The sequence below is a fragment of the Microbacterium hydrocarbonoxydans genome, assembly GCF_023715885.1.
Classification (GTDB): Bacteria; Actinomycetota; Actinomycetes; order Actinomycetales; family Microbacteriaceae; genus Microbacterium; species Microbacterium hydrocarbonoxydans_C.
On sequence record NZ_JAMBOY010000002.1, the window covers coordinates 379,362 to 400,024 of the forward strand.

The 20,663-nt window shown below is 69.3% G+C and carries 19 protein-coding genes; 9 read left to right on the plus strand and 10 right to left on the minus strand.

Annotated features, from left to right (window positions below):
- Positions 1-224 precede the first annotated feature (224 nt).
- Positions 225-473, plus strand: a complete 249-nt coding sequence (locus tag M3195_RS06170; RefSeq protein ID WP_017203224.1) for a WhiB family transcriptional regulator — start codon at positions 225-227, stop codon at positions 471-473.
- A 70-nt stretch (positions 474-543) separates the two neighbouring features.
- Here the strand turns inward: M3195_RS06170 and M3195_RS06175 are convergent, their stop codons facing one another.
- Together M3195_RS06175 and M3195_RS06180 are read right to left on the minus strand one after the other, a co-directional pair.
- Positions 544-2,028: a sensor histidine kinase gene (locus tag M3195_RS06175; protein WP_251585664.1), complete on the minus strand. Its 1,485-nt coding sequence runs from the start codon at positions 2,026-2,028 to the stop codon at positions 544-546.
- 24 nt (positions 2,029-2,052) lie between these two features.
- Complete coding sequence (locus tag M3195_RS06180; protein WP_251585665.1) at positions 2,053-2,439, minus strand: Rv3235 family protein; 387 nt, start codon at positions 2,437-2,439, stop codon at positions 2,053-2,055.
- 126 nt (positions 2,440-2,565) lie between these two features.
- Here M3195_RS06180 and M3195_RS06185 point away from each other — a divergent pair, with 126 nt between their 5' ends.
- Positions 2,566-3,177: a hypothetical protein gene (locus tag M3195_RS06185; RefSeq protein ID WP_251585666.1), complete on the plus strand. Its 612-nt coding sequence runs from the start codon at positions 2,566-2,568 to the stop codon at positions 3,175-3,177.
- On the opposite strand, the gene M3195_RS06190 is transcribed toward M3195_RS06185, so the two are convergent.
- The gene (locus M3195_RS06190) at positions 3,165-3,443 is read right to left on the minus strand and encodes a helix-turn-helix domain-containing protein (RefSeq protein WP_251585667.1); all 279 of its coding nucleotides are present in this window, start codon (positions 3,441-3,443) and stop codon (positions 3,165-3,167) included. The genes M3195_RS06185 and M3195_RS06190 overlap by 13 nt on opposite strands.
- Positions 3,444-3,541: 98 nt before the next feature.
- On the opposite strand from M3195_RS06190, the gene M3195_RS06195 reads away from it, so the two are divergent.
- Complete coding sequence (locus M3195_RS06195; protein ID WP_251585668.1) at positions 3,542-4,162, plus strand: SAF domain-containing protein; 621 nt, start codon at positions 3,542-3,544, stop codon at positions 4,160-4,162.
- Positions 4,159-5,400, plus strand: a complete 1,242-nt coding sequence (locus M3195_RS06200) for an AAA family ATPase (RefSeq protein ID WP_251585669.1) — start codon at positions 4,159-4,161, stop codon at positions 5,398-5,400. The genes M3195_RS06195 and M3195_RS06200 overlap by 4 nt, the downstream gene beginning before the upstream one ends.
- Here M3195_RS06200 and M3195_RS06205 read toward each other — a convergent pair.
- Entirely contained in the window at positions 5,324-6,550 is a 1,227-nt protein-coding gene (locus tag M3195_RS06205) for a pyridoxal phosphate-dependent aminotransferase (RefSeq protein ID WP_251585671.1), read from the minus strand. The genes M3195_RS06200 and M3195_RS06205 overlap by 77 nt on opposite strands.
- Positions 6,551-6,628: 78 nt before the next feature.
- Positions 6,629-9,439 carry a preprotein translocase subunit SecA gene (secA, locus tag M3195_RS06210; protein WP_251585673.1) on the minus strand — a complete coding sequence of 937 codons (2,811 nt, stop codon included), beginning with the start codon at positions 9,437-9,439 and terminating at the stop codon, positions 6,629-6,631.
- Positions 9,440-9,600: 161 nt separating this feature from the next.
- Here secA and M3195_RS06215 point away from each other — a divergent pair, with 161 nt between their 5' ends.
- Positions 9,601-10,203, plus strand: coding sequence for a PadR family transcriptional regulator (locus M3195_RS06215; RefSeq protein ID WP_251585675.1), 603 nt, complete (start codon positions 9,601-9,603; stop codon positions 10,201-10,203).
- Positions 10,204-10,266: 63 nt separating this feature from the next.
- Complete coding sequence (locus M3195_RS06220; RefSeq protein WP_251585677.1) at positions 10,267-11,601, plus strand: hypothetical protein; 1,335 nt, start codon at positions 10,267-10,269, stop codon at positions 11,599-11,601.
- 69 nt (positions 11,602-11,670) lie between these two features.
- Here the strand turns inward: M3195_RS06220 and hpf are convergent, their stop codons facing one another.
- From hpf to mtrA, 5 genes are all read right to left on the minus strand, one after another.
- A complete protein-coding gene (gene hpf / locus M3195_RS06225) occupies positions 11,671-12,327 on the minus strand; it encodes a ribosome hibernation-promoting factor, HPF/YfiA family (RefSeq protein WP_251585679.1) in 657 nt (218 codons plus the stop codon).
- 94 nt (positions 12,328-12,421) lie between these two features.
- The gene (locus M3195_RS06230; RefSeq protein WP_251585681.1) at positions 12,422-13,117 is read right to left on the minus strand and encodes a ComF family protein; all 696 of its coding nucleotides are present in this window, start codon (positions 13,115-13,117) and stop codon (positions 12,422-12,424) included.
- 122 nt (positions 13,118-13,239) lie between these two features.
- The gene (locus M3195_RS06235) at positions 13,240-14,958 is read right to left on the minus strand and encodes an LpqB family beta-propeller domain-containing protein (protein ID WP_251585683.1); all 1,719 of its coding nucleotides are present in this window, start codon (positions 14,956-14,958) and stop codon (positions 13,240-13,242) included.
- Positions 14,955-16,628: an MtrAB system histidine kinase MtrB gene (gene mtrB, locus M3195_RS06240; RefSeq protein WP_251585685.1), complete on the minus strand. Its 1,674-nt coding sequence runs from the start codon at positions 16,626-16,628 to the stop codon at positions 14,955-14,957. Before mtrB ends, M3195_RS06235 begins: the two co-directional genes overlap by 4 nt.
- Before the next feature lie 5 nt (positions 16,629-16,633).
- Entirely contained in the window at positions 16,634-17,314 is a 681-nt protein-coding gene (gene mtrA / locus M3195_RS06245; RefSeq protein ID WP_096714753.1) for an MtrAB system response regulator MtrA, read from the minus strand.
- A 95-nt stretch (positions 17,315-17,409) separates the two neighbouring features.
- Here mtrA and M3195_RS06250 point away from each other — a divergent pair, with 95 nt between their 5' ends.
- The 3 genes from M3195_RS06250 to M3195_RS06260 are packed head-to-tail and all read left to right on the plus strand — an operon-like array spanning position 17,410 to position 20,662.
- Positions 17,410-18,834 carry a hypothetical protein gene (locus tag M3195_RS06250; RefSeq protein WP_251585688.1) on the plus strand — a complete coding sequence of 475 codons (1,425 nt, stop codon included), beginning with the start codon at positions 17,410-17,412 and terminating at the stop codon, positions 18,832-18,834.
- Positions 18,831-19,469, plus strand: coding sequence for a DUF4129 domain-containing protein (locus tag M3195_RS06255; RefSeq protein ID WP_251585690.1), 639 nt, complete (start codon positions 18,831-18,833; stop codon positions 19,467-19,469). Before M3195_RS06250 ends, M3195_RS06255 begins: the two co-directional genes overlap by 4 nt.
- Positions 19,466-20,662 (plus strand): DUF4350 domain-containing protein, encoded by a 1,197-nt coding sequence (locus M3195_RS06260; protein WP_251585692.1) that lies wholly within the window; start codon positions 19,466-19,468, stop codon positions 20,660-20,662. Before M3195_RS06255 ends, M3195_RS06260 begins: the two co-directional genes overlap by 4 nt.
- Position 20,663: the final 1 nt, after the last annotated feature.

A 20,663-nucleotide genomic window follows, 5' to 3' on the forward strand; every position in this document is an offset into this window, starting at 1 on the left:
TGAGAATCGAATGAGAAGCGAAGAAACCCTTGATTTCGCCGGTTTCATGTAACAGAATAGACAGCGTCATGTGCTCCCACAGCGGCGTGGGGCGGGCTTCGTGCCCGCATCACAGAATGCGGGCATCCGTCCGTATCTCAACAGGGTAGCTGAACCCGAACTGCTACCCGAAATCCGAGACGTCGCGCTGCGACGCCTCACAAGTCCCACACCGAGGAGCCCCCATGGATTGGCGCGACAAGGCCGCCTGCTTGACTGTCGACCCCGAGCTTTTCTTCCCGGTCGGCAACACCGGCCCGGCCGTCGACCAGATCGAGAAGGCGAAGACCGTCTGCGCCACCTGCACGGTCACCGAGATCTGCCTGCAGTACGCGCTCGAGACCAGCCAGGACTCCGGCGTCTGGGGCGGCCTCTCCGAGGACGAGCGCCGAGCCCTCAAGCGTCGCGCAGCGCGCGCCCGCCGCGCCTCCTGATCCGCGTCGCGCCCCGCGCGCGATGAGAAACGGCCCGAGACATCGTCTCGGGCCGTTCTCACGATCGGGGTCAGGCGGTGAGCCACCGGAGGGGGATGTCGATCACGACCTCCGTCCCCTCCCCTTCGCTCCCTCGCCACTCGATGGAGCCACCCAGCTCGCCCTGGATCAGAGTGCGGATGATCTGCGTGCCCAGGCCCTGGCCGATGCGTCCCTCCGGGAGGCCGTGACCGGTGTCGCGCACCGTGACGCGCAGATTCTCCTCCGTGCGGGCCGCGTCGATCTCGACGATGCCCTCCTGCCCGGCGAGGCCGTGCTCGACCGCGTTGGTCACGACCTCCGTGAGAGCGAGGGCGAGCGGCGTCGCGTACTCGCTGGGCAGCACGCCGAACCGGCCGGTCGACCGCGTGCGGGCCCGGGTGTTGGGTGCGGACGCGACCTCCGCGACGAGCTTGAGCACGCGATGGAAGACCTCGTCGAAGTCGACCTTCTGCGTGAGACCCTGCGCGAGTGTGTCGTGCACGACCGCGATCGCATCGACACGACGCATCGCCTGCGTGAGCGCGTCCCGCGCTTCGTCGGAGTGGGTGCGGCGCGCTTGGATGCGCAGCAGCGAGGCCACCGTCTGCAGGTTGTTCTTGACCCGGTGGTGGATCTCGCGGATCGTGGCGTCCTTCGTGATGAGCTCCTGCTCCTGATGGCGAAGCTCCGAGACGTCACGGCAGAGCACGATCGCACCGATGCGGGTGCCGTGGTCCTTGAGCGGTATGGCGCGCAACGAGACCGTGACGCCGCGCGCCTCGATGTCGGTGCGCCACGGCGCCCGTCCGGTGACGACGACCGGCAGCGACTCGTCCACCTGTCGGGAGGGCGGGACGAGGCGGGTGGTGACCTCTGCCAGCGACTCCCCCTCCAGCTCGTCGTCGAAGCCCATGCGGTTGAACGCCGAGAGGGCGTTCGGACTGGCGAACGTCGTGATGCCGTCGACGTCGATGCGGATGAGCCCGTCCGACGCCCGCGGCGCGCCGCGTCGAGGCGATGTGGGCGCCGCGAGATCGGGGAAGCTGCCGTCGGCGATCATGCGGAAGAGGTCGTTGGCGCACTCGTCGAAGGTGATCTGCTGCCGAGAGGGCGTCCGAGCCTCACCGAGGTTCGTGTGCCGTGTGACGACGCCGATGACGGACGCCGCGCGCCCCGCATCCTTGCGTTCGATGACGATGGGCACAGCGCGCACGCGCGTGGGCGTCTCCTCGAACCAGTCCGGTGACGATGAGTCGACGATCTCCGCGGAGTCGAAAGCCCCCTGCACCTGCGTCCGCCACTGCGGGCGCACCCGTTCTCCGACGATGTCGCGGTAGAACAGGGTCGCGGCACCACTCGGGCGCGCGTGGGCGACCGCGATGAAGGAGCCGTCGTCGGTCTGCACCCAGACCACGATGTCGGCGGAGGCGAGATCCGCGAGCAGCTGCCCGTCGCCGGCGAGGCGATGCAGCCACTCCACGTCGTTGTCGGTCAGAAGCCCCTGGGCATGGGCGAGATCACTGAGGGTTGACACCCTCCCAGCCTAGAGCGCACCGGCTCAGAGGATGGCCAGCGAGGTCGTGCGCCAGCGGCGATCGAGTCCTTCGAGGCGCGCGGCCACGGCGCGCGTACGTCCGGGCCCGGCGACGACGATGACGGCCTCGACGATGCCGTCGACGGGCTCGGAGATGCGGATCGAGAGGATCTCGAACGTCGGACGCGCCGGAGGCACGCCGCGAGCACTGCGGGCACGAGCCGAGAGATTCGCCCTGGTGACGAGGCTGCGGTACGCCTCTTCGCTGAACCAGCGTGCGAGCTGGTCGGCCTCCCTCACTCCGGCGAGCACCTCGAGCACGCCGCGGGTGATGCTGCGCAGCAACGGGCGGGGGTCGGGCAGCTCGGCACGGGGCGTCGGTTGCGGGCCGAAGTACTCGTGAAGCGACATCTGACAGCACTCTCCATCCGGGAAACTGCCGTCAGTAGAGCACGTGCACGGGCCCCCTCCCGGGGGCCTTCTCGAACAATGTGGATAACTCGTACGCGGCCGACGCGGTCGCCTACGGTAGTGCGAGTGCACTGGGATCGCCTGTTCGAAGACCTCGAGGGTCAACTCGCCTCGGAGTGGGAGAGCGAACGGGCGGCTCTGGATGCCGAATCGGAGCGGCTGCGGATCTCGCGCCTCACGCTCAGGGATCGATTGCGGGTCCTGTGCAGCGTCGGCGCACCGACCGTCATCGACGTCGCCTCCGGGACTCGCGTGCGAGTGCGATTGCAGGCGCTCGGCGCGGACTGGATCGCCGCCGTGATGGTCGAGGCCGAGGGAGTTCGACGGTCCCCGACCACGAGGATCATCCCGTTGTCCGCGATCCGCTCCCTCGGTGTCGATCACGGCCTGCTCCTCGCGAGCCTCGACGGTGCGGATGCCGACGCCGCCGCACTCCGCGAGCGCATGTCACTCGGGTTCGTCCTGCGCGATCTCGCTCGAAGAAGGATCGCCGTGCGGGTCTTCCGCGCGGACGGCTCCGAGCTGCAGGGGACGATCGACCGAGCGAGCGCCGACCACCTGGATCTCGCACTGCACGACGCAGGCACCGCCCGGACCATCGCCGCCGTGCGGGACTTCCGTGTCGTCCCCTTCGCCGCGCTGGACTCGGTGCAGATCGTCGGCGATCACGTGCCGTGAGTGCGAGAGATGCCCCATACCTCAGGAAAACTCGCTTCGTTCGCCTGCCGCCACAGCGCCATGCGGCGCGCTTCTTCGGACTGCTCGGCGAGATACTCGGCCAGACTCGACTCCTCGACGCGCCAGCGCGCCGGAGATCCGAGACGCGAGCCGCGGAGGCGCCCCTGATAGACGAGCTCGATCACCTCGTCGATCTCGATCGAGAGCAGCTCGGCCACCTGCGCCGGCGCCAGGAAGCGCGCGGAAGCAGAAGTCGAGTCAGGCATGCTCCCATTCTCCACCGCCCCCGAGCGTGCGCTGTGAACACCGCGGCGCTGTGGATAACTCCGAATCGGCCCCTCACGGATCTGTGAGCATGGCCCGCATGAGAACACCTTCACGACCCCGTCGCGCGTTCTGGGGCGACGTCCGCTTCCTCCTCGGTCTCGGCATGATCGCCGCATCGATCGGCGGTGTCTGGCTGGTGGTCTCCTCGGCCGGCGCGACGACGCCGGTCCTTCAGGCGACGCGCACGATCGCCGAAGGCGAGGCGGTCGGATCGGACGACTTCCAGGTCGTCGAGGTGAACCTGGGCGCGCTCGGCGATCGCTACCTCGCGCCGGAGGATCTGGGCGGCGGTTCTGTGGCCTCCCGCACACTCACCGCCGACGAGCTCGTCCCGGCGTCGGCCCTCGCGGATGCCGACAGCAGACGGACGACCACGATCGTGATCCAGACGGGCACCGCGGTGCCGGGCGAGGTAGCGGCCGGCAGCACGGTCGAGCTCTGGCAGTCCCGGGCCGCGGAGGACGGCGTCGAGGCGCAAGCGCCGAGCATCCTCGTCGAGGCGGCGACCGTCGCGTCGTTCGTCGAGAAGCAGGGCGTGCTCGCGTCCGATGAGGCGGGGGTCGAGCTCGTCATCGATCGGTCGGACGTGGCGGCCGTCCTGGCGGCTATCGCCGGCGGGGCCGGCCTGTCGATCGTGCCGATCGGCGTCACCCGATGACCTCCGTCGTCGTCGCGATCCCCGAGCCCCGCGCCTCAGAGCTCGTGGCGGAGCTGGAGCTCGAAGGCATCGCGGCCGTCGTCGCCGCCTCCGACGCTCCCCTCCCCTTCCCCGCGGGCTGCCGGGTGGTGCTCGTGCCGGCGGCGCGCGAAGTGCTCACGCCGCACTTCGTGGCGGCGTGCGATCGGGCCGGAGTACGCATTCTGCCTCTCGGCGGCCGTGACAGTCGCGTCCTGAGCCGCTACGGTCTGGCAGCCGCGCTTCCGAGCACGGCCAGCGGCTGGGAAGTCGTCGGCGCTCTCGAGACCGACGCGCCGCCGGTCGCCTCTCCGCCCGGCGCCGCCGCGACGTCGCATCGGCTCACAGTCGTCTGGGGCCCGCAGGGCGCGCCGGGTCGCACGACGATCGCCATCCAACTGGCCGTCGAGATGACCCGTCGCGGACGCCGGACGGCCCTCATCGACGCGGACACGGTGGCGCCCTCCATCGCGCTCCTGCTCGGGCTCGGGGACGAATCGCCGGGAATCGCCGCGGCGTGCCGCCGGGCCGAGGCGGGTGCCCTCGACGATGCGGAGCTCACGCGGCTGGCGACCTCTCTGCCGGCGAGCGGCGGCGCTGTCGACGTGCTCTCCGGCATCAGCCGCCCCGCCCGCTGGGCTGAGCTGACATCGAGTCGTCTACGGACGGCGCTCACGGCGAGTCGAGCCTGGGCGGAAGAGAGCATCGTCGACGTGTCAGGGGCCTTCGACGCCGATGACGAAGCGACTTTCGACGTCACCGGTCCCCGCCGTCACGCTGCCACGGCCGCAGCGCTGGACGAGGCCGACGTCGTCATCGCCGTCGCCGCGGGCGACCCGCTCGGCATAAGCCGCTTCGTGCGCGATCACGCGGAGCTGAGGCGACTCGCGCCGAGGGCGAGGATCCACGTCGTCGTCAACCGTGTGCGCCCAGGGCCGCTCGGCATCGATGCACGCGGACAGATCCGCACGACGCTCGACCGCTTCGCCGGCATAACCGACGTCACGTTCCTCCCCTTCGACCAGCGGGCGGCGGACGCCGCTCTGCTGCACGCACGTCCGATCGCCGACGTCGCCCCGCGTTCGGCTCTCGCCGCCGCGGTCAGACGCCTCGCCGTCGAGGTCCTTCCCCTCGCGGGACCGCTTACTGACGATAGCTCGCGAGGAAGTTCCCGAGTCGCTCGACGGCTTCTGCGAGGACGCGCGGCTCCGGGAGAGTGACGATGCGCAGGTGATCGGGAGTGGCCCAGTTGAAGCCGGTCCCCTGCACGAGCAGGATGTGCTCGGCCACGAGCAGGTCGTAGACGAGCTTCGCGTCGTCACGGATCTCATGCACGTTCGGATCGAGGCGCGGGAACGCGTACAACGCACCCTGCGGCTTGACGCACGAGACTCCGGGGATAGCCTCGAGCCCCTGCCACGAGATATCGCGCTGCTCGTGCAGGCGGCCCGTCGGCGCGATCAGCGCGTCGATCGACTGCACGCCGCTGAGCGCCGCCTGCAGGGCGTGTTGAGCCGGCACGTTGGGGCACAGACGGGTGGATGCGAGCAGGTTGATGCCTTCGAGGAATCCCTTGGCGTGCGCCTGCGGCCCGGTGATGACCAGCCAGCCGGAGCGATAGCCGGCGACCCGATAGGTCTTGGAGAGACCGTTGAACGTCAAGCACAGCAGGTCGGGAGCGACCGTCGCGGTCGGGATGTGGACGGCGCCGTCGAAGAGGATGCGGTCGTAGATCTCATCGGAGAGCAAGAGCAGCTCGTGCTCACGCGCGATCTGCACCATTCCCTCGAGGATCTCGCGCGAATAGACGACCCCCGTGGGGTTGTTCGGGTTGATGATCACCATCGCCTTGGTGCGCGGCGTGATCTTCGAGCGGATGTCCTCGAGGTCGGGCTGCCACCCGTCGTTCTCGTCGCAGAGGTAGTGCACCGGGGTTCCGCCGGCGAGGCTCGTCATCGCCGTCCAGAGCGGATAGTCCGGCGCCGGGATCAGCACTTCGTCGCCTTCGTCGAGAAGGGCCTGCATGGTCATCGTGATGAGCTCGGAGACTCCGTTGCCGAGGAACACGTCCTCCGGGTCGATCCGCGGGAAGCCCTCGATCTCCTCGTAGCGGCTAACGACCGCGCGGCGTGCGGAGACGATGCCCTTGCTGTCGCTGTAGCCGTGAGCCGTCGGAAGCGCCGCGAGCATGTCGTGGACGATCTGGTGCGGTGCCTCGAAGCCGAAGATCGCAGGGTTGCCCGTGTTGAGCTTGAGAATCCGATGACCCTCCGCTTCGAGCCGCGCCGCCTCGACGAGCGTGTTCCCACGGATCTCGTACAGGACGTTCTTGAGCTTCGACGACTGGTCGAAGTGGCGCGTTGGTGTCATCGGCCAAGCCTACAGCGACGAGAGAAGGGCCAATCCCCGCGGACTGGCCCTCCTCGTCGCGGCGGTCTCCGCCGCGTGCTACTTCTTCTTCTTCGCCTGCGCGCGACGCTCCTCGCGGTTGCCCGCGGGCTGCGCGGGCGCGGCATCCGTCCGCTGACCGAAGGCGCCGCGCGGCGCCTCCTGGGCGGCTGCCTGCTGCTGCGGCGCCTGCGAACGCGCGGCTGCCTGGCGGAGACGATCGGTGGCGGCCTGCTGCACCTGTCCGCGGTCGTTGCGCACTTCGACCTCACCGGCATCGTTCGCGGCGGAGTACTCCAGGCGCTGCTCGGCAGCTCCGTCCGCGAGTCCCTTGGCCTCGACCTCGGCGGTCTCGGAATCGCCCGCCCGGCGCACCTCCACCTCGAGGTTGTACAGGTAGCCGACCGACTCCTCCTTGATCTGCCCCATCATCGACTGGAACATCGCGTAGCCCTCGCGCTGATATTCGATCAGCGGGTCGCGCTGCGCCATCGCGCGGAGACCGATGCCGTCCTTGAGATAGTCCATCTCGTACAGGTGGTCGCGCCAGCGGCGGTCCAGCACCTGCAGCACGACGCGTCGCTCGAGTTCGCGGGTCGCGGCCTCGCCGAGCGACTCCTCGCGCGCTTCGTAAGCGATCTTCGCATCCGACAGCAGTTCGCGCGTGAGCCCGTCCGCCGTGATGCCGCCCTTGCGTCCGGCCGCCTCCGAAACGACCTCGTCGATCGTCACGCTGACCGGGTAGAGCGTCTTGAGCTCGGTCCAGAGGGCGTCGAAATCCCAGCTCTCGTTGTGGCCCTCGCCGGTGTGATCGCGGACGACGCCGCTGATCGCATCCTCGATGAAGTGCTGCACGCGATCGGCGATGTCATCGCCCTGGAGGATGTGCCGGCGGTCGGCGTAGATCGCCTCGCGCTGACGGTTGAGGACGTCGTCGTACTTGAGGACGTTCTTGCGCATCTCGGCGTTGCGGGCCTCGACCTGCGACTGCGCGCTGCGGATGGCTCGCGACACGAGTCCGGACTCGATCGGCACGTCGTCGGGGAAGTTCGTCCGAGAGAGGATCGCCTCGGCTGCTCCCGACTGGAAGAGACGCATGAGGTCGTCGGTGAGGCTCAGGTAGAAGCGGCTCTCACCGGGGTCTCCCTGACGGCCGGAGCGGCCGCGGAGCTGGTTGTCGATGCGACGCGACTCGTGTCGCTCGGTGCCGAGCACATAGAGGCCGCCGGCCTCGATGACCTTCTCGGCCTCCTCTGCGACGACGGCCTTCATCGCCTCGTAGGTCTCGTCCCACGCGACCTCGTACTCCTCGGGCGTCTCGACGGGATCGAGGCCCTTGCCCTTGAGCTCCTGCACGGCGAGGAACTCCGCGTTGCCGCCCAGCATGATGTCGGTTCCACGACCGGCCATGTTCGTGGCGACCGTGACGGCCCCGAGGCGCCCCGCGCGCGCGACGATCTCGGCCTCGCGAGCGTGGTTCTTCGCGTTCAGCACCTCGTGCTTGACGCCCTTCTTCGCGAGCAGGCGCGACAGATACTCGCTCTTCTCGACGCTCACGGTTCCCACGAGCACGGGCTGCCCCTGCGCGTGGCGCTCGGCGATGTCCTCGACGACCTGGGCGAACTTGGCCGTCTCGTTCTTGTAGACGAGGTCCGACTGATCCTTGCGGATCATGGGCTTGTTCGTCGGGATCGGGATGACGCCGAGCTTGTACGTCGACATGAACTCGGCCGCCTCGGTCTCGGCGGTACCCGTCATGCCCGCGAGCTTGTCGTACAGGCGGAAGTAGTTCTGCAGCGTCACTGTTGCGAGGGTCTGGTTCTCGGCCTTGACCGGCACGCCCTCCTTGGCCTCGATGGCCTGGTGGATGCCCTCGTTGTAGCGACGGCCCACGAGGATGCGGCCGGTGTGCTCGTCGACGATCATGACCTCGTCGTTCATCACGACGTAGTCGGTGTCCTTCTTGAACAGCGCCAGCGCTTTGATCGAGTTGTTCAGGAACGAGATCAGCGGCGTGTTCGCCGACTCGTACAGGTTGTCGATGCCGAGGTAGTCCTCGACCTTCTCGATGCCGGGCTCGAGCACGCCGACGGTGCGCTTCTTCTCGTCGACCTCGTAGTCCTCACCGGCCTCGAGAGTGCGTGCGATCTTCGCGAACTCGGCGAACCAGCGGTTGGCCTCGCCGGACGACGGACCGGAGATGATGAGCGGCGTCCTCGCCTCGTCGATGAGGATCGAGTCGACCTCGTCGACGATCGCGAAGAAGTGCTCACGCTGGACGAGGTCCTCCTTGCGCCACGCCATGTTGTCGCGCAGGTAGTCGAACCCGAACTCGTTGTTCGTCCCGTACGTGATGTCGCATGCGTACTGCTCGCGCCGCACAGCGGGGGTCTGGCCGGAGACGATGATGCCGGTGGTCATCCCCAGCGCGCGATAGACGCGGCCCATGAGCTCCGCCTGGTAGCTCGCGAGGAAGTCGTTCACGGTGATCACGTGCACGCCCTTGCCGGCGATGGCATTGAGGTAGGCCGGGAAGGTGGCGACCAGTGTCTTCCCCTCACCGGTCTTCATCTCGGCGATGTTGCCCAGGTGCAGGGCGGCGCCGCCCATGATCTGGACGTCGTACGCGCGCATGCCGAGCGTACGACGAGCGGCTTCGCGCACCGCCGCGAAGGCCTCGGGCATGAGCTGATCGAGCGTCTCGCCCTTCTCGTACCGGGCGCGGAGCTCGGTCGTCTCGTTGCGCAGCTCGTCGTCGGTGAGCTTGGAGATGTCCTCTTCCAGCGCGTTCACGGCTTTCACCACCTGGTTCAGGCGGCGGATGACCCGCCCCTCGCCGGCGCGCAGCAGCTTCTCAAGAGGATTGGCCACAGATGTCATCTCCCTGTCGATGGGCCCTCGCGGCACCGCGCATCGGGCGCGCGCAAGGCATACGTTGTCATGTTACCGGCCCGTGACCTGCACGTCGCCTGCATGGTGCGCGTGCGGCGCGTTTCCCGGTATGTATATTGGTCGCGAGTCCAGGAGGTCCCATGTCGGTGCGTCAGAGCCTGCTCGCGATCCTCGCGCAGGGGCCGTGCTACGGCTATCAGCTGCGCCACGAGTTCGCGCGTCGCACCGGTGCCGTGTGGCCGCTGAACGTCGGACAGATCTACAACACGCTCGAACGCCTCGAGCGCGACGGCCTGGTCAGTCGGGACGAAGCCGATGCGCAGGGCCACGTCTACTGGGAGATCACGCCGGCCGGCGCTGCCGAGGTCGCGCTCTGGCTCTCCGGTCCGGTCGAGCGGGCCCTCGCCCCGCGCGACGAACTCGCGATCAAGGTCGCACTCGCGGCGACGCTTCCCGGCGCCGACGCCGTCTCCGTGATCCAGACCGAGCACGCCGCCGTCGAAACACGTCTGGCGGAGCTGCGCCGGGTCCGCGCGTCTCGCAACGACTGCGGACCCGAAGACCTCGCGCACTCGCTCGTGCTGGACTCGATGATCTTCGCCGCCGAGGCCGAGTCACGGTGGCTCGAGCACGCCGGCGCTCGTCTCGCCGCGCACCCTGAGCACTCTCTCGCGCTCGCGCTCGACGTCGATCGCCCGAAACGCGGACGCCCGGGGCGTGTCGAGAGGGATGCCCTCGTCTGATCGCCGTTCGCCTGAAGCGGATGCACAGCCATCGGAGATCCCCGGGAAACTAGGATCTGAGTCATGGCTGGAATATGGGGCAGACGCAAGCGCGAACAGGAAGAACTCGCCGCACAGGATGCCGATCTGGCACGTCGTGCCGAGCAGGCCCTCGTCGCGGCCGACGAGCGCATCCGCACGACCTCGGACGAGCTGGTGTTCGCCGAGGCCGAGCTCGGCGATTCGCTCACGAGCGACCTCCGCACGGCCCTCGCGGCGGTGCGCACGCACCTGCGCGAGGCGTTCCAGCTGCATCAGCTGAACCACGACGAGATCCCCGACACGCCGGAAGAGCTGCGCACACGCAATGCCCGCATCGTGCAGCTCTGCGACTGGGCGCAGGATCTGCTCGACGAGAAGACCGGCGATCTCGCGGAATCGGTCGCCAAGGTGCGGCGGGCTCCCGAGATCATCGCCCAGGTGCGTGCGGAGGCTGCTGCGCTGAGCGAACGCATCCCGCAGACGAACGCGACCGTCGCCCGGCTCTCGAGCCGATACTCCGAGTCGGCGATGCACCAGATCACCGCGAGCGCCGCCGAGGCGGAGCAGCTCATCGCGTTCGCCACGCACGGCGCCGACGTCTCGGAGCGCCGCCGTGAGGCGAAGCAGAACGAGGAGGCCACCCTCGCCCTGGAGACCGCGACGGAGGCGACCCGCCGCGCCTCGGCCCTGCTCGACGCCGTGGAGGACTTCGAGATCGAGGCGCTCCGCGCCGAGTCGACTCTCGCAGAGGTCGTCGCCGACTCCCGGTCCGACCTGATCGCCGCGCGCACCGCTCCGCAGGTCCCGGCCGTCGCCGACGCCGTGAGCGATCTGCAGAAAGCGCTCAGCGCGCTCTCTCCGGCCGGCTCCCCCGGCGACCCGTTCGCGGAGCTCTCGCAGTTGCGGGCGGCGAACACCGCGCTCGACGAGGCGATCGCCACCGCCCGTCACCGCGCGGAGCACCCGCTCCCCAGCATCCAGCAGGTGCAGCACGCGATCGACGACGCCGACCGACAGCTCGGCGTCGCCCGCGGCCTCATCGCGGGGCATCGCGGCTGGATCGGCGCCGACGCCCGCACCCGCCTCGCCGAGGCGGAACGTCTGCGCGTCGACCTCTCGGACCTGCTGCCCGCGGAGGAGACGAGAGAGCAGGCTCTCGCCGCGGCACGTCGGGTGGCGCACCTCGCTTCCGAGGCGCTTCAACTCGCCCAGCGCGACATCGACTCCTCCCGCCCACAGGATCAGTGGGGCGGCAACGGCTGGGGCGGCGGTGGCGGCTGGGGTGGCGGTCGCCGTGGCGGTGGCGGTGGCGACATCGCCTCCGGCATCCTCGGCGGTCTCGTGATCGGCGGCCTGCTCGACGGCATATTCGACTGATCTCCCGCTCCGCTAACACGAAAGACGGCCCGCTCCTTCCGGAGCGGGCCGTCTTCGTGTGTTCCAGACTTACGAGGCGAGAGCCTCGGCGGGCGGTGCGGACGTCTCGAGCGCGATCACGCCGTAGTCCCAACCCTTGCGTCGATAGACGACGCTGGGGTGATCGGTGCGCGCGTCGACGAAGAGGAAGAAGTCGTGGCCGACGAGTTCCATCCGATCGACCGCCTCCTCGACGGTCATCCACTCGGGATCGAAGCTCTTGGTGCGGATCACGACCGGCGAGTAGACCTCGTCCTCGTCGCTCTGCACGGGGATGCTGCCCGTGGCGACGGCCCGGAGCACGTCAGCCGAGGCGGGCTGCACGTCGATACCCTCGAGCGCGCCGCTCTCCTTCTCGAAATGAGGTCCGCGCGGGTGCTGACGGCCGTCGACGCGCTTCTCCTTCGCTCGACGCAGCTGTTCCGCCATCTTGTCGACAGCGAGGTCGAACGCGACGAACTTGTCGCCGTCGGTGGCTTCGGCGCGGACGACGGGTCCCTTGCCGATCAGCGTCAGCTCGACGGTCTCATCGGGAACGCGTCCGTTGCGATACACACGATGGGTGACTTTCACGTCCAGGCGTTGCGCTCGCGCTGCGAACGTCTGGATCTTGGCGATCTTCTCCTCGACAACGGTTCGGAAGCGATCGGTGATACCCACTCCGACGCCGACGATGCTCGTTTCCATTGCTGCCTCCTTGTCCCGGTCCACCCGGCCAAGGGCGGACCGTGGTCGCCTTGTGACCCCCCACCGTAGTCCGGTCCGGAGCGGATGTCACGGGTCACTTCCGCCGTGTCTCCGATGAATCGCGTGTGAATGCGCCATGCCCTCCGTGGAGAGGTGTGGCCGCCAGTGCGACCGCAGCCACCACGTCGAATCCTGCGCGGTCGAGCACGAGCGACGCCTCGTCGAGGGTCGCGCCGGTGGTGATGACGTCGTCGACCAGGACGACGCTGACGCCCGCGCCGCGAAGGCGCGCGCGCACGCTTCCCTCCGCATTCCGGGCACGCGCAGAGGCGTCGAGCCCGCGCTGATCCCGCCGAGCGCGAGCAGCGGACAAAGCCCGCAACGGGCGCACCCCCGCGCGGCGGATCAGCAACTCGGGCACGCGGTAGCCGCGACGCCGGAACGCTTCCCCGGAGGTCGGGACCGGCACCACCGACACGGCCGATCCAGCGAAGGACGACAGAACGACGGCGAGCGCGACGCCCAGCGGACGTGCGAGCAGGGTCTCGCCATCATCCTTCATCCGTCGGATGCAGCGAGCGGCGACCCCCTCGTAGGTGAGCGCCGCACGCACCACGCGTCCCTGCGGCGTGCGCACATCCACGGGCGAAGCCTGAAGCCGCCCCCTGCACGGGTCGCACAGGAGCGTGCCCGGCTCGTCGCAACCGGGGCACGTCGCGGACAGGAGGAGGGCGAGCGCCTCCCGTCCGAGGACGCGGATGCCGGACGCGGAGACGGTGGGATCAGTCATCCGCCGATCATGTCGCAGCCTGCAGGGCGTCATCGACTCCGACTCCGCAGCCGGTCGCGACCTGTGGAGGAACCCATCTCATGCCGCCTGTGTGCAGAGGCGGCGGAAACGCCATCCCGAACTCAGTGACCGGCCCGAGTGGCGAGCAGCTGCACTCCCGTCGTCGCCTGGCTCCACGCCGACCCGCTGCGGGCGAAGACCGCGCCGTCGGAGCTCCAGATCCGCACGCCGGAGGCGGAACGCGAGCCCGCGATCGTCGTCGCTCCCGCGGGCGCGGACTCGACGGTTCCCGTTCCGCCGACGATCTGCGTCAGGACGATCCGGTCGTCGGTGTCGGCGAGCAGGGCGAGACGATCGGGGCCGAGCCAGACCAGGCCGGATGCCGTGCCCTGCAGCTGCGTGATCTCCTCGGTCGGCCCGAGAGCCGTCGGCACGCCGTTCTCGTCCCTGATGATCGCCGAGACGACGACCCACCGCTCGCCACCGATCGCGATCACCGCCGCGATGCGGGCACCGTCGGCCGAGACGCGGATGGCCGAGACCTCCGACGCCCCGGGCCACGCGTCGGCGATCGGGTTCTGCGCGACGTCCACGCTGATGGCTTGCAGCGCGGATGGCGCGTTCACGGGAACGGACCACGTGTAGTCGAAAGGATCCATCGAAGGACGGATGAGCGACGACCGCTGATCGAGTTCGTCGAAGTTCCCGTTTCCGCCGATGTAGACGTGTCCGTCGCCCAGCTGCACGGCCGCGTGCGACCCGTCGAGCGCGACGTCGACCGCGGTGATCGGCTGGGTGACCGCCAGGATCTCCTCCGAGACCCCGGGAAGCGGCGCCACCTCCCCACCGACCAGGTTGCCGAACGTGCCGTCCTTGAGAACGAGGCTCCCCCCGTCCGGAGGGTCCTCGACGAGCTTGACGACACCGGCGTCGAGAGTGCGTCCGTCGATGCTGAAACGCACCTGACTCACCTGCACCCCTGCCGCGAGGAACGTCTCCTGCAGCTGCGTGCGCATGCGGGCGAGGGTGACCTGATCCAGGCCGGCGGCCGCGCCGTTCAACGCCACGTCGGCGACCTGGTCGGAGTCGATCGGCACGGCGTCGCGTGCGAGCTGCACACCCGCGGGGAAGGCGTTCTGCACCGCCGGATCGAGCCACGGGCTCGGCGCGCCGCCGATCAGGGCCTGCGCGATGGTCGTCGCGATGGTGGCGCGCCGCGGGAACCACCGCACGTCGGGAACGAGACGCTCCCAGGTCGGGTCGAAGAACTGCAGCGCGTAGTCGTCATAGACCCGAGAGAAACGGGATTCGTCGAGGACGACTCCGTCCGGCGCCTCGGAGATGCGCCACTGCCCGTCGGTCCGCACGACGACGAACGACGAGGTGGAGGCTCCGAACGCTTCGGAGTAGGCACCGGTGCCGTCGACGCTCGCCAACTGATCGAATGTCACGCGGACGTCGGCCGTGTCGCCCTCCTCGAGTTCGGCGTCGTCCTCCACCGTCGAGCTGAACGACCGCGTCGCGGCACTGACGTCGATCGAGACTCCGGTGCTCGGCAGCCACTCCGCCGCCATCTCCGGCGTCATGAAGCTCCGGGCCGTCGCCCAGTTGTCGGCCGGCGTGATGGCCGCCTCCACGAAACCCTCGACGATCTCCGCCGGCCCGGCGCCCTCGACCGGCCCGGACGCGAGGGGGAGGAAGTCGGGATCCTCGGGCGAGGTACCGAGCGCGAGCCCCGGCTGGACATCGCCGGTCGTGGGGAGACCGCTGCACGCCGAGAGCGCGAGGGCCGTGGCGGCGAGCGCGATGGCGAGGAGATTGCGCCGTCGAACCGATCTCATTCGATGCTCCCTCGGTCGAACAGCTCGGCGGGAAGATCGGCGAGGTGGATGGGCTGCGTCGCATCCCCCATTCCGGCGGAGGGCTCCTGGGGTTCGACGGGGATGGGAGACGGGCCGTCGAGCACCTCACCGCGCGGGATCGTCAGGACGAAGTTCGTACCGACGCCGAGCTCCGACCAGACGGCGAGCGTCCCGCCGTGCAACGTGGCATCACCGAGGGCGATCGAGAGACCGAGACCGGTGCCGCCGATCGTCCGCTGCCGCGACGGGTCGGCGCGCCAGAAGCGGTCGAAGACGCGCTCGGCATCCGCGGGATCCATCCCGAGTCCGAAGTCGCGCACGCCGGCCGCCACCGCGTGCTGGTTGCTGTCGACGGTCACGATGATCGGGCGTCCCTCGCCGTGCTCGATCGCGTTGCCGATCAGGTTGCGCAGCACACGGCGCACGCGGCGCGGATCCATGTCCACCGGTGAGTAGCCGCCGGGGGCGACGAGCCGCAGCTCGCTGCCTCGGCCGTCCGCGAGCGGCTGCATCTGCTCGATGATGTCCTCGGCGAGGTGGGCGAGACTCGTGGCCTCCAGCTCCAGCTGCACGGATCCCGCGTCGTACCGACTGATCTCGAGGAGGTCCGACAGGAGAGTCTCGAAGCGCTGCACCTGCGTGTGCAGGAGTTCGGTGGTCCGCGCGGTGGTCGGATCGAACTCCTCGCGCTGGTCGTTGAGCATGTCGGCCGCGAGGCGGATCGTCGTGAGAGGAGTCCGCAGCTCGTGCGACACGTCGGACACGAACCGCTGCTGCACGAGCGACAGCTCGCCGAGCTCCTTGATCTGCGCCTCGATGCTGTCGGCCATCGCGTTGAACGATCGACCGAGCGTCGCGATCTCGTCCTCGCCGTGCACGTCGATCCGCACCCCGAGGTCACCGGACGCGAGACGGGCGCTCGTCTCCGCGGCCTCGACGATCGGCGTCGAGACCAGACGCAGAACGATCGAGGAGATGACCGCGACGATCGCCACCAGACCGATTCCGGCGATCCACAGCGTGCGCTGCACGAAGGTGAGGGTGCTGTCGGCGTCGGCGAAGTCGTACGCGAAGTAGATGGCGAAGGGGCCGGCTTCCGGCACCTGCAGCTGCTGTCCCACGATCACACCCGGCACCGTGCGTCCGCCGAGATCGATCGCCGCCGACTGCCAGGACTGCCAGTCGTCGAACTCGATGACCCGGTTGCGCAGGGCGGGGCTGATGAAGTTCGCGCTGAGACCGGCGGTGAAGCCGTTGAGCGGTCCGGCGACATCGTCCATCACGCGGAAGCCGGCGAGACCCTCGGCCGTGGAGTTGCGACCGAGATCCTCCTGCACGCTGTCCCAGAGTTCCTGGAGAGCGGCCGGATTGTCGCCGAGCGCGGCCGAGTCGAGCGTCGCCTGCGCCTGGTCGATCGAACGACGGGCATCCTCGAGAGCCTGATTCTTGCGGGACTCGAAGAGATCGTTCTGGATGACGAGGGCCATCGTCACGCAGGTGATGAGGATCGCCGTCGAGGTGAGGAGCAGGGTGATCGCCAGCGTGCGGAACCGCAGCGAGCGTCGCCACAGGGCGGCGAGCACGTCGGGCCACCCTCGCCAGTCGCGGAGGACGGCGACCGCGGTGGTGGTCGCTGTCGTCGCGGCCATGGGTCCTAGCCCGCACTCCCGGCACGGTAGCCGACACCGCGCACCGTCATGACGATCTTCGGGTTGTCCGGATCGAGCTCGACCTTGGCACGCAGCCGCTGCACGTGCACGTTGACGAGCCGCGTGTCGGCCTTGTAGTGGTAGCCCCAGACCTGCTCCAGGAGCATCTCGCGGGAGAAGACCTGCTGCGGCTTGGACGCGAGGGCGACGAGCAGCTGGAACTCGAGCGGAGTCAGAGCGATCGGGGAGTTTCCGCGGCGCACCTCGTGGGCGTCGACGTCGACCGTGAGATCTCCCACCCGCAGCTGCTCACCCACGGTCGAGGGAGCAGGACGCAGTCGCGTGCGGATGCGGGCGACGAGCTCCTTCGGATTGAAGGGCTTGACGATGTAGTCGTCCGCCCCCACCTCGAGTCCACGCACCACATCGGCCGTGTCGCTGCGCGCGGTCAGCATGATGATCGGCACGCCGGATTCCGCGCGGATGCGGGTGCAGATCTCGATGCCGTCCATGCCGGGCAGCATGAGGTCGAGCAGCACCAGGTCCGGGCGCTGCGTGCGCCATTCCTCGACAGCCTTGGCGCCGTCGGCGCAGAACACCGGCTCGAAGCCCTCCGTGCGCAGCACGATGCCGATCATCTCGGCGAGCGCGGTGTCGTCGTCGACCACAAGGATGCGTGAGGTCATAACTGTTACCTTATGGCACTCAGTCCCACGACTCCGCGTCTGCACGCGCGACGTGTGTTATGACACGATGGGAGCGCACGACGGAGGGAGTGCCGGTGACCGGCCAGACGTGGACCCCAGCCCCCAAGCGGGGCATCATCCCCCTGCATCCGCTCACATTCGGGATGCTGCTCGGCCGATCCTTCTCGGCTCTGCGCCACAACCCGAAGGTCCTCTTCGGTTTCGGCGTGGTGATCCAGCTGATCGTCGTCGTGCTCAGCGCGGCGGTCATGGGCTTCGTCTTCGCGACGACCTTCGCGCGGCTCGAGTCGCTCTCCCCCTCGTCCCCGGATTTCGAGGCGGTGCTCGCCGGCACGATCGGCATGAACCTCGTCGCCGGCATCGCGGTCGGGCTGGCGTCGATCGCCTTCACGGCCCTCATGCAGGGTGTGGTGGCCGCCGAGATCGGCAATGCGGCCGTCGGCGTCAAGGCCTCCCTCGGCGGGCTGTGGAAGAAGATGATCCCGGCGTTCTGGCGCCTCGCGGCTTTCGCTTCGCTGTCTGTGGCGTTCGTCTTCGGCATCATCGTGATCGCCTTCCTCATCATCGCCGGGTTCATCGCCGGCGGGCTCGGGGGGTCGATCGAGGCGATCGGCGGACTGGTCGTCCTGCTGATCCTGCTCGTGCTCGCGACCATCCCGCTCGTCGTCTGGCTCACCACCAAGCTGATGCTCGTGCCGTCGATCCTCGTGCTCGAGCGTGCGACGTTCCGCGAGGCGCTGGTGCGATCGTGGCGCCTGACCCGCGGACGCTTCTGGGTCGCCTGGGGCGTCACCTTCCTCATCGGCGCGATCATGGGCCTCGCCATGCAGGTGGTGAACATTCCGGTGGCTCTGCTCAGTTCGATGCTCGGGACGGTGATCGCACCGACGGGCTCGACCGACCCCTCGGCCATCATGGGCTTCGTCTTCGCCCTCCTCGCGCCCCAGATCCTCCTCCTCGTACTGCAGGCGATCACCCTCGTGGTGCAGAGCACCGCAGGGACCCTCGTCTACCTCGACTGCCGCATGCGGTACGAGGGCCTCGACCAGGCGCTCATCAGCCATGTCGAGCGCCGCGACCTCGGCTGGACCGACGAGCAGCTCGGCGATCCCTTCGTCGTCGACCCCGGTCGCGCGGTGACGAGCGCGCCGCCGCCCAAGCAGATGCCGGAGTGGGCGATGAACGCGCAGTACCCGGCGGCCGGGTATGCCGCGCAGCCCTACCCCGCACAGCCCTCCCCCGCGCAGTCCCACGCCGCACAGTCTTACCCTGCTGCGGCGCCTCAGCCGGTCTCTCCCACCCCGAACGCCTCCGGTCAGCCGCAGTCGCCTCCGCGCGACTCGGGTCCGGCGTACCCGGCCCCGCCTGCCTACGCTGCTCCGCCCGCACCCCCGGCGCCTCCGGCACCCCCCGCCGTGTCCCGTCCCGCCGCGACGCCCGGAACCGGCGACAGCTCGACCTGGGCGGCCCCCGGATCCGACTCGCACGGACCCGCATGATCGCTCTCCTCGACGTGTTCGCCCCGGACGGCGACGAGGCCCGGCGCTGGGCGGAGGAGGAACTCGCCGACCCGCGGTACGCCGACGCCAAGCCCACCTGGTTCGACATGGTCTCGCGTGACATCGGACGTTTCCTCGCCGATCTCTTCAGCTCCGACAACGGACAGAACATCGGGCCCACCGCACTGATCGTCGTCTGCGTCATCGTGTTCGCCGCTCTCGTGGCGGCGCTCATCATCTGGGGCAGGCCGCGACGCGGACGCGCGGTGCGGCGTCCGATCGCAGGCCTGCTCGGTGCGGACGACGATCGCTCGGCATCCCAGCTGCGAGCGGATGCCGAGCGCGCCGCCCGGTCCGGAGAGTGGGACGAGGCGACCGTCCTACGCTTCCGTGCCCTGGCACGGGGTCTCCTCGAGCGGGATCTCATCGATCCCTCGCCCGGCGCGACCGCGCAGGCGATCGCCCGTGAAGTCTCACGGGCCTTTCCGACCGAGGCCGTCGCCGTCCGGCGCGCGGCGACGTCGTTCGACGACGTGCGCTACCTCCGGCATCCGGCGTCCGCCGAGAGTTACGCCGAGCTCGCCGCCACCGACGACCGGCTGATCGCGCTTCGACCCGAACCGGCACTGGCATGACGACGGTGACGACGAGCGAGCAGCAGCCGACATCGACGGCGGACCGACCGGATCCGCGTCGGCGGGTCAAGGCGATGATCGGGTGGATCGTCGTCGTGGCGTTGGTCCTCCTCGGGGTCCTCGTCGCGACGCAGGTGGCCACCCAGATGCCCGGGGGTCGCGACGGGCTCGACCCGGAGGGCGTCGGAGACTCCGGGACGCGAGCACTCGCCGAGCTGCTGCGCGATCAGGGCGTCGAGATCGACGTGGTGCGCTCGCGCTCAGAGGTGAGGGCCGCGCTCGATTCCGACTCGACCCTCGCGATGGCGAATCCGTACACGCTCACCGACGAGGGCATCGCCGACCTCATCGAGCCTGCCGACCGCGTCGTCTTCCTCTCCGCCAGCACCCATCTCGTCGCCTCGCTCGGTCTCGGCGACAACGCGACCTCGGAATCCGCCGAGGTGGAGGCCGACTGCGACATCGCCGAGTTCGCGCGCGTGGGCGCGATCCGCCCCGACCGGGTCTTCGCCCCGGACCCCGGGGTGCGGGGCTGCTTCGGCACGGAGGATGCCGCGGCCGTGCTCATCGGCGAGATCGACGGTCAGACCCGGACGGTGGTGGAGGGTGCGCGGTTGTTCAGCAACGCGTACCTTGCCGAGAACGGAAACGCCGCCCTCGGACTCGCCCTGCTCGGACAGACGCAGAAGGTCGTCTGGTACGTGCCCAGCTTCACCGACACCGACATCGAGGCGGCCGAACCGGACACCCTCGGGTCGCTCACTCCGGAGTGGGTGACGCCGGCGATCCTCATGCTCATGCTCGCCGCCCTCGCCGCGGGCCTGTGGCGCGGGCAGCGCTTCGGCCCGCTCGTCGCCGAGACGTTGCCCGTCACGGTCCGGGCATCGGAGACGATGCTCGGTCGAGCACGGCTCACCGCCAAGGCCGGCGACGCCGCCCACGCCGCCGAGGCGATCCGCGACGGCAGCCGACGGCGGCTCGCCCGTCGTCTCGGACTCGCCGTGCAGGCGAGCGCCGACGAGGTGGCCGACGCGGCATCCGACCGCCTCCGCATCCCGCGAGGCTCGCTGCAGACTCTCCTCGCCGGCCCGCTCCCGACGGATGACGCCGGGCTCGTCGAACTGGGCCGCCGCCTGAGTGAGCTCGAAGGAGCCGTCGACGATACCCTCCGCGAGATGCGGAGCTCCGAGTGAC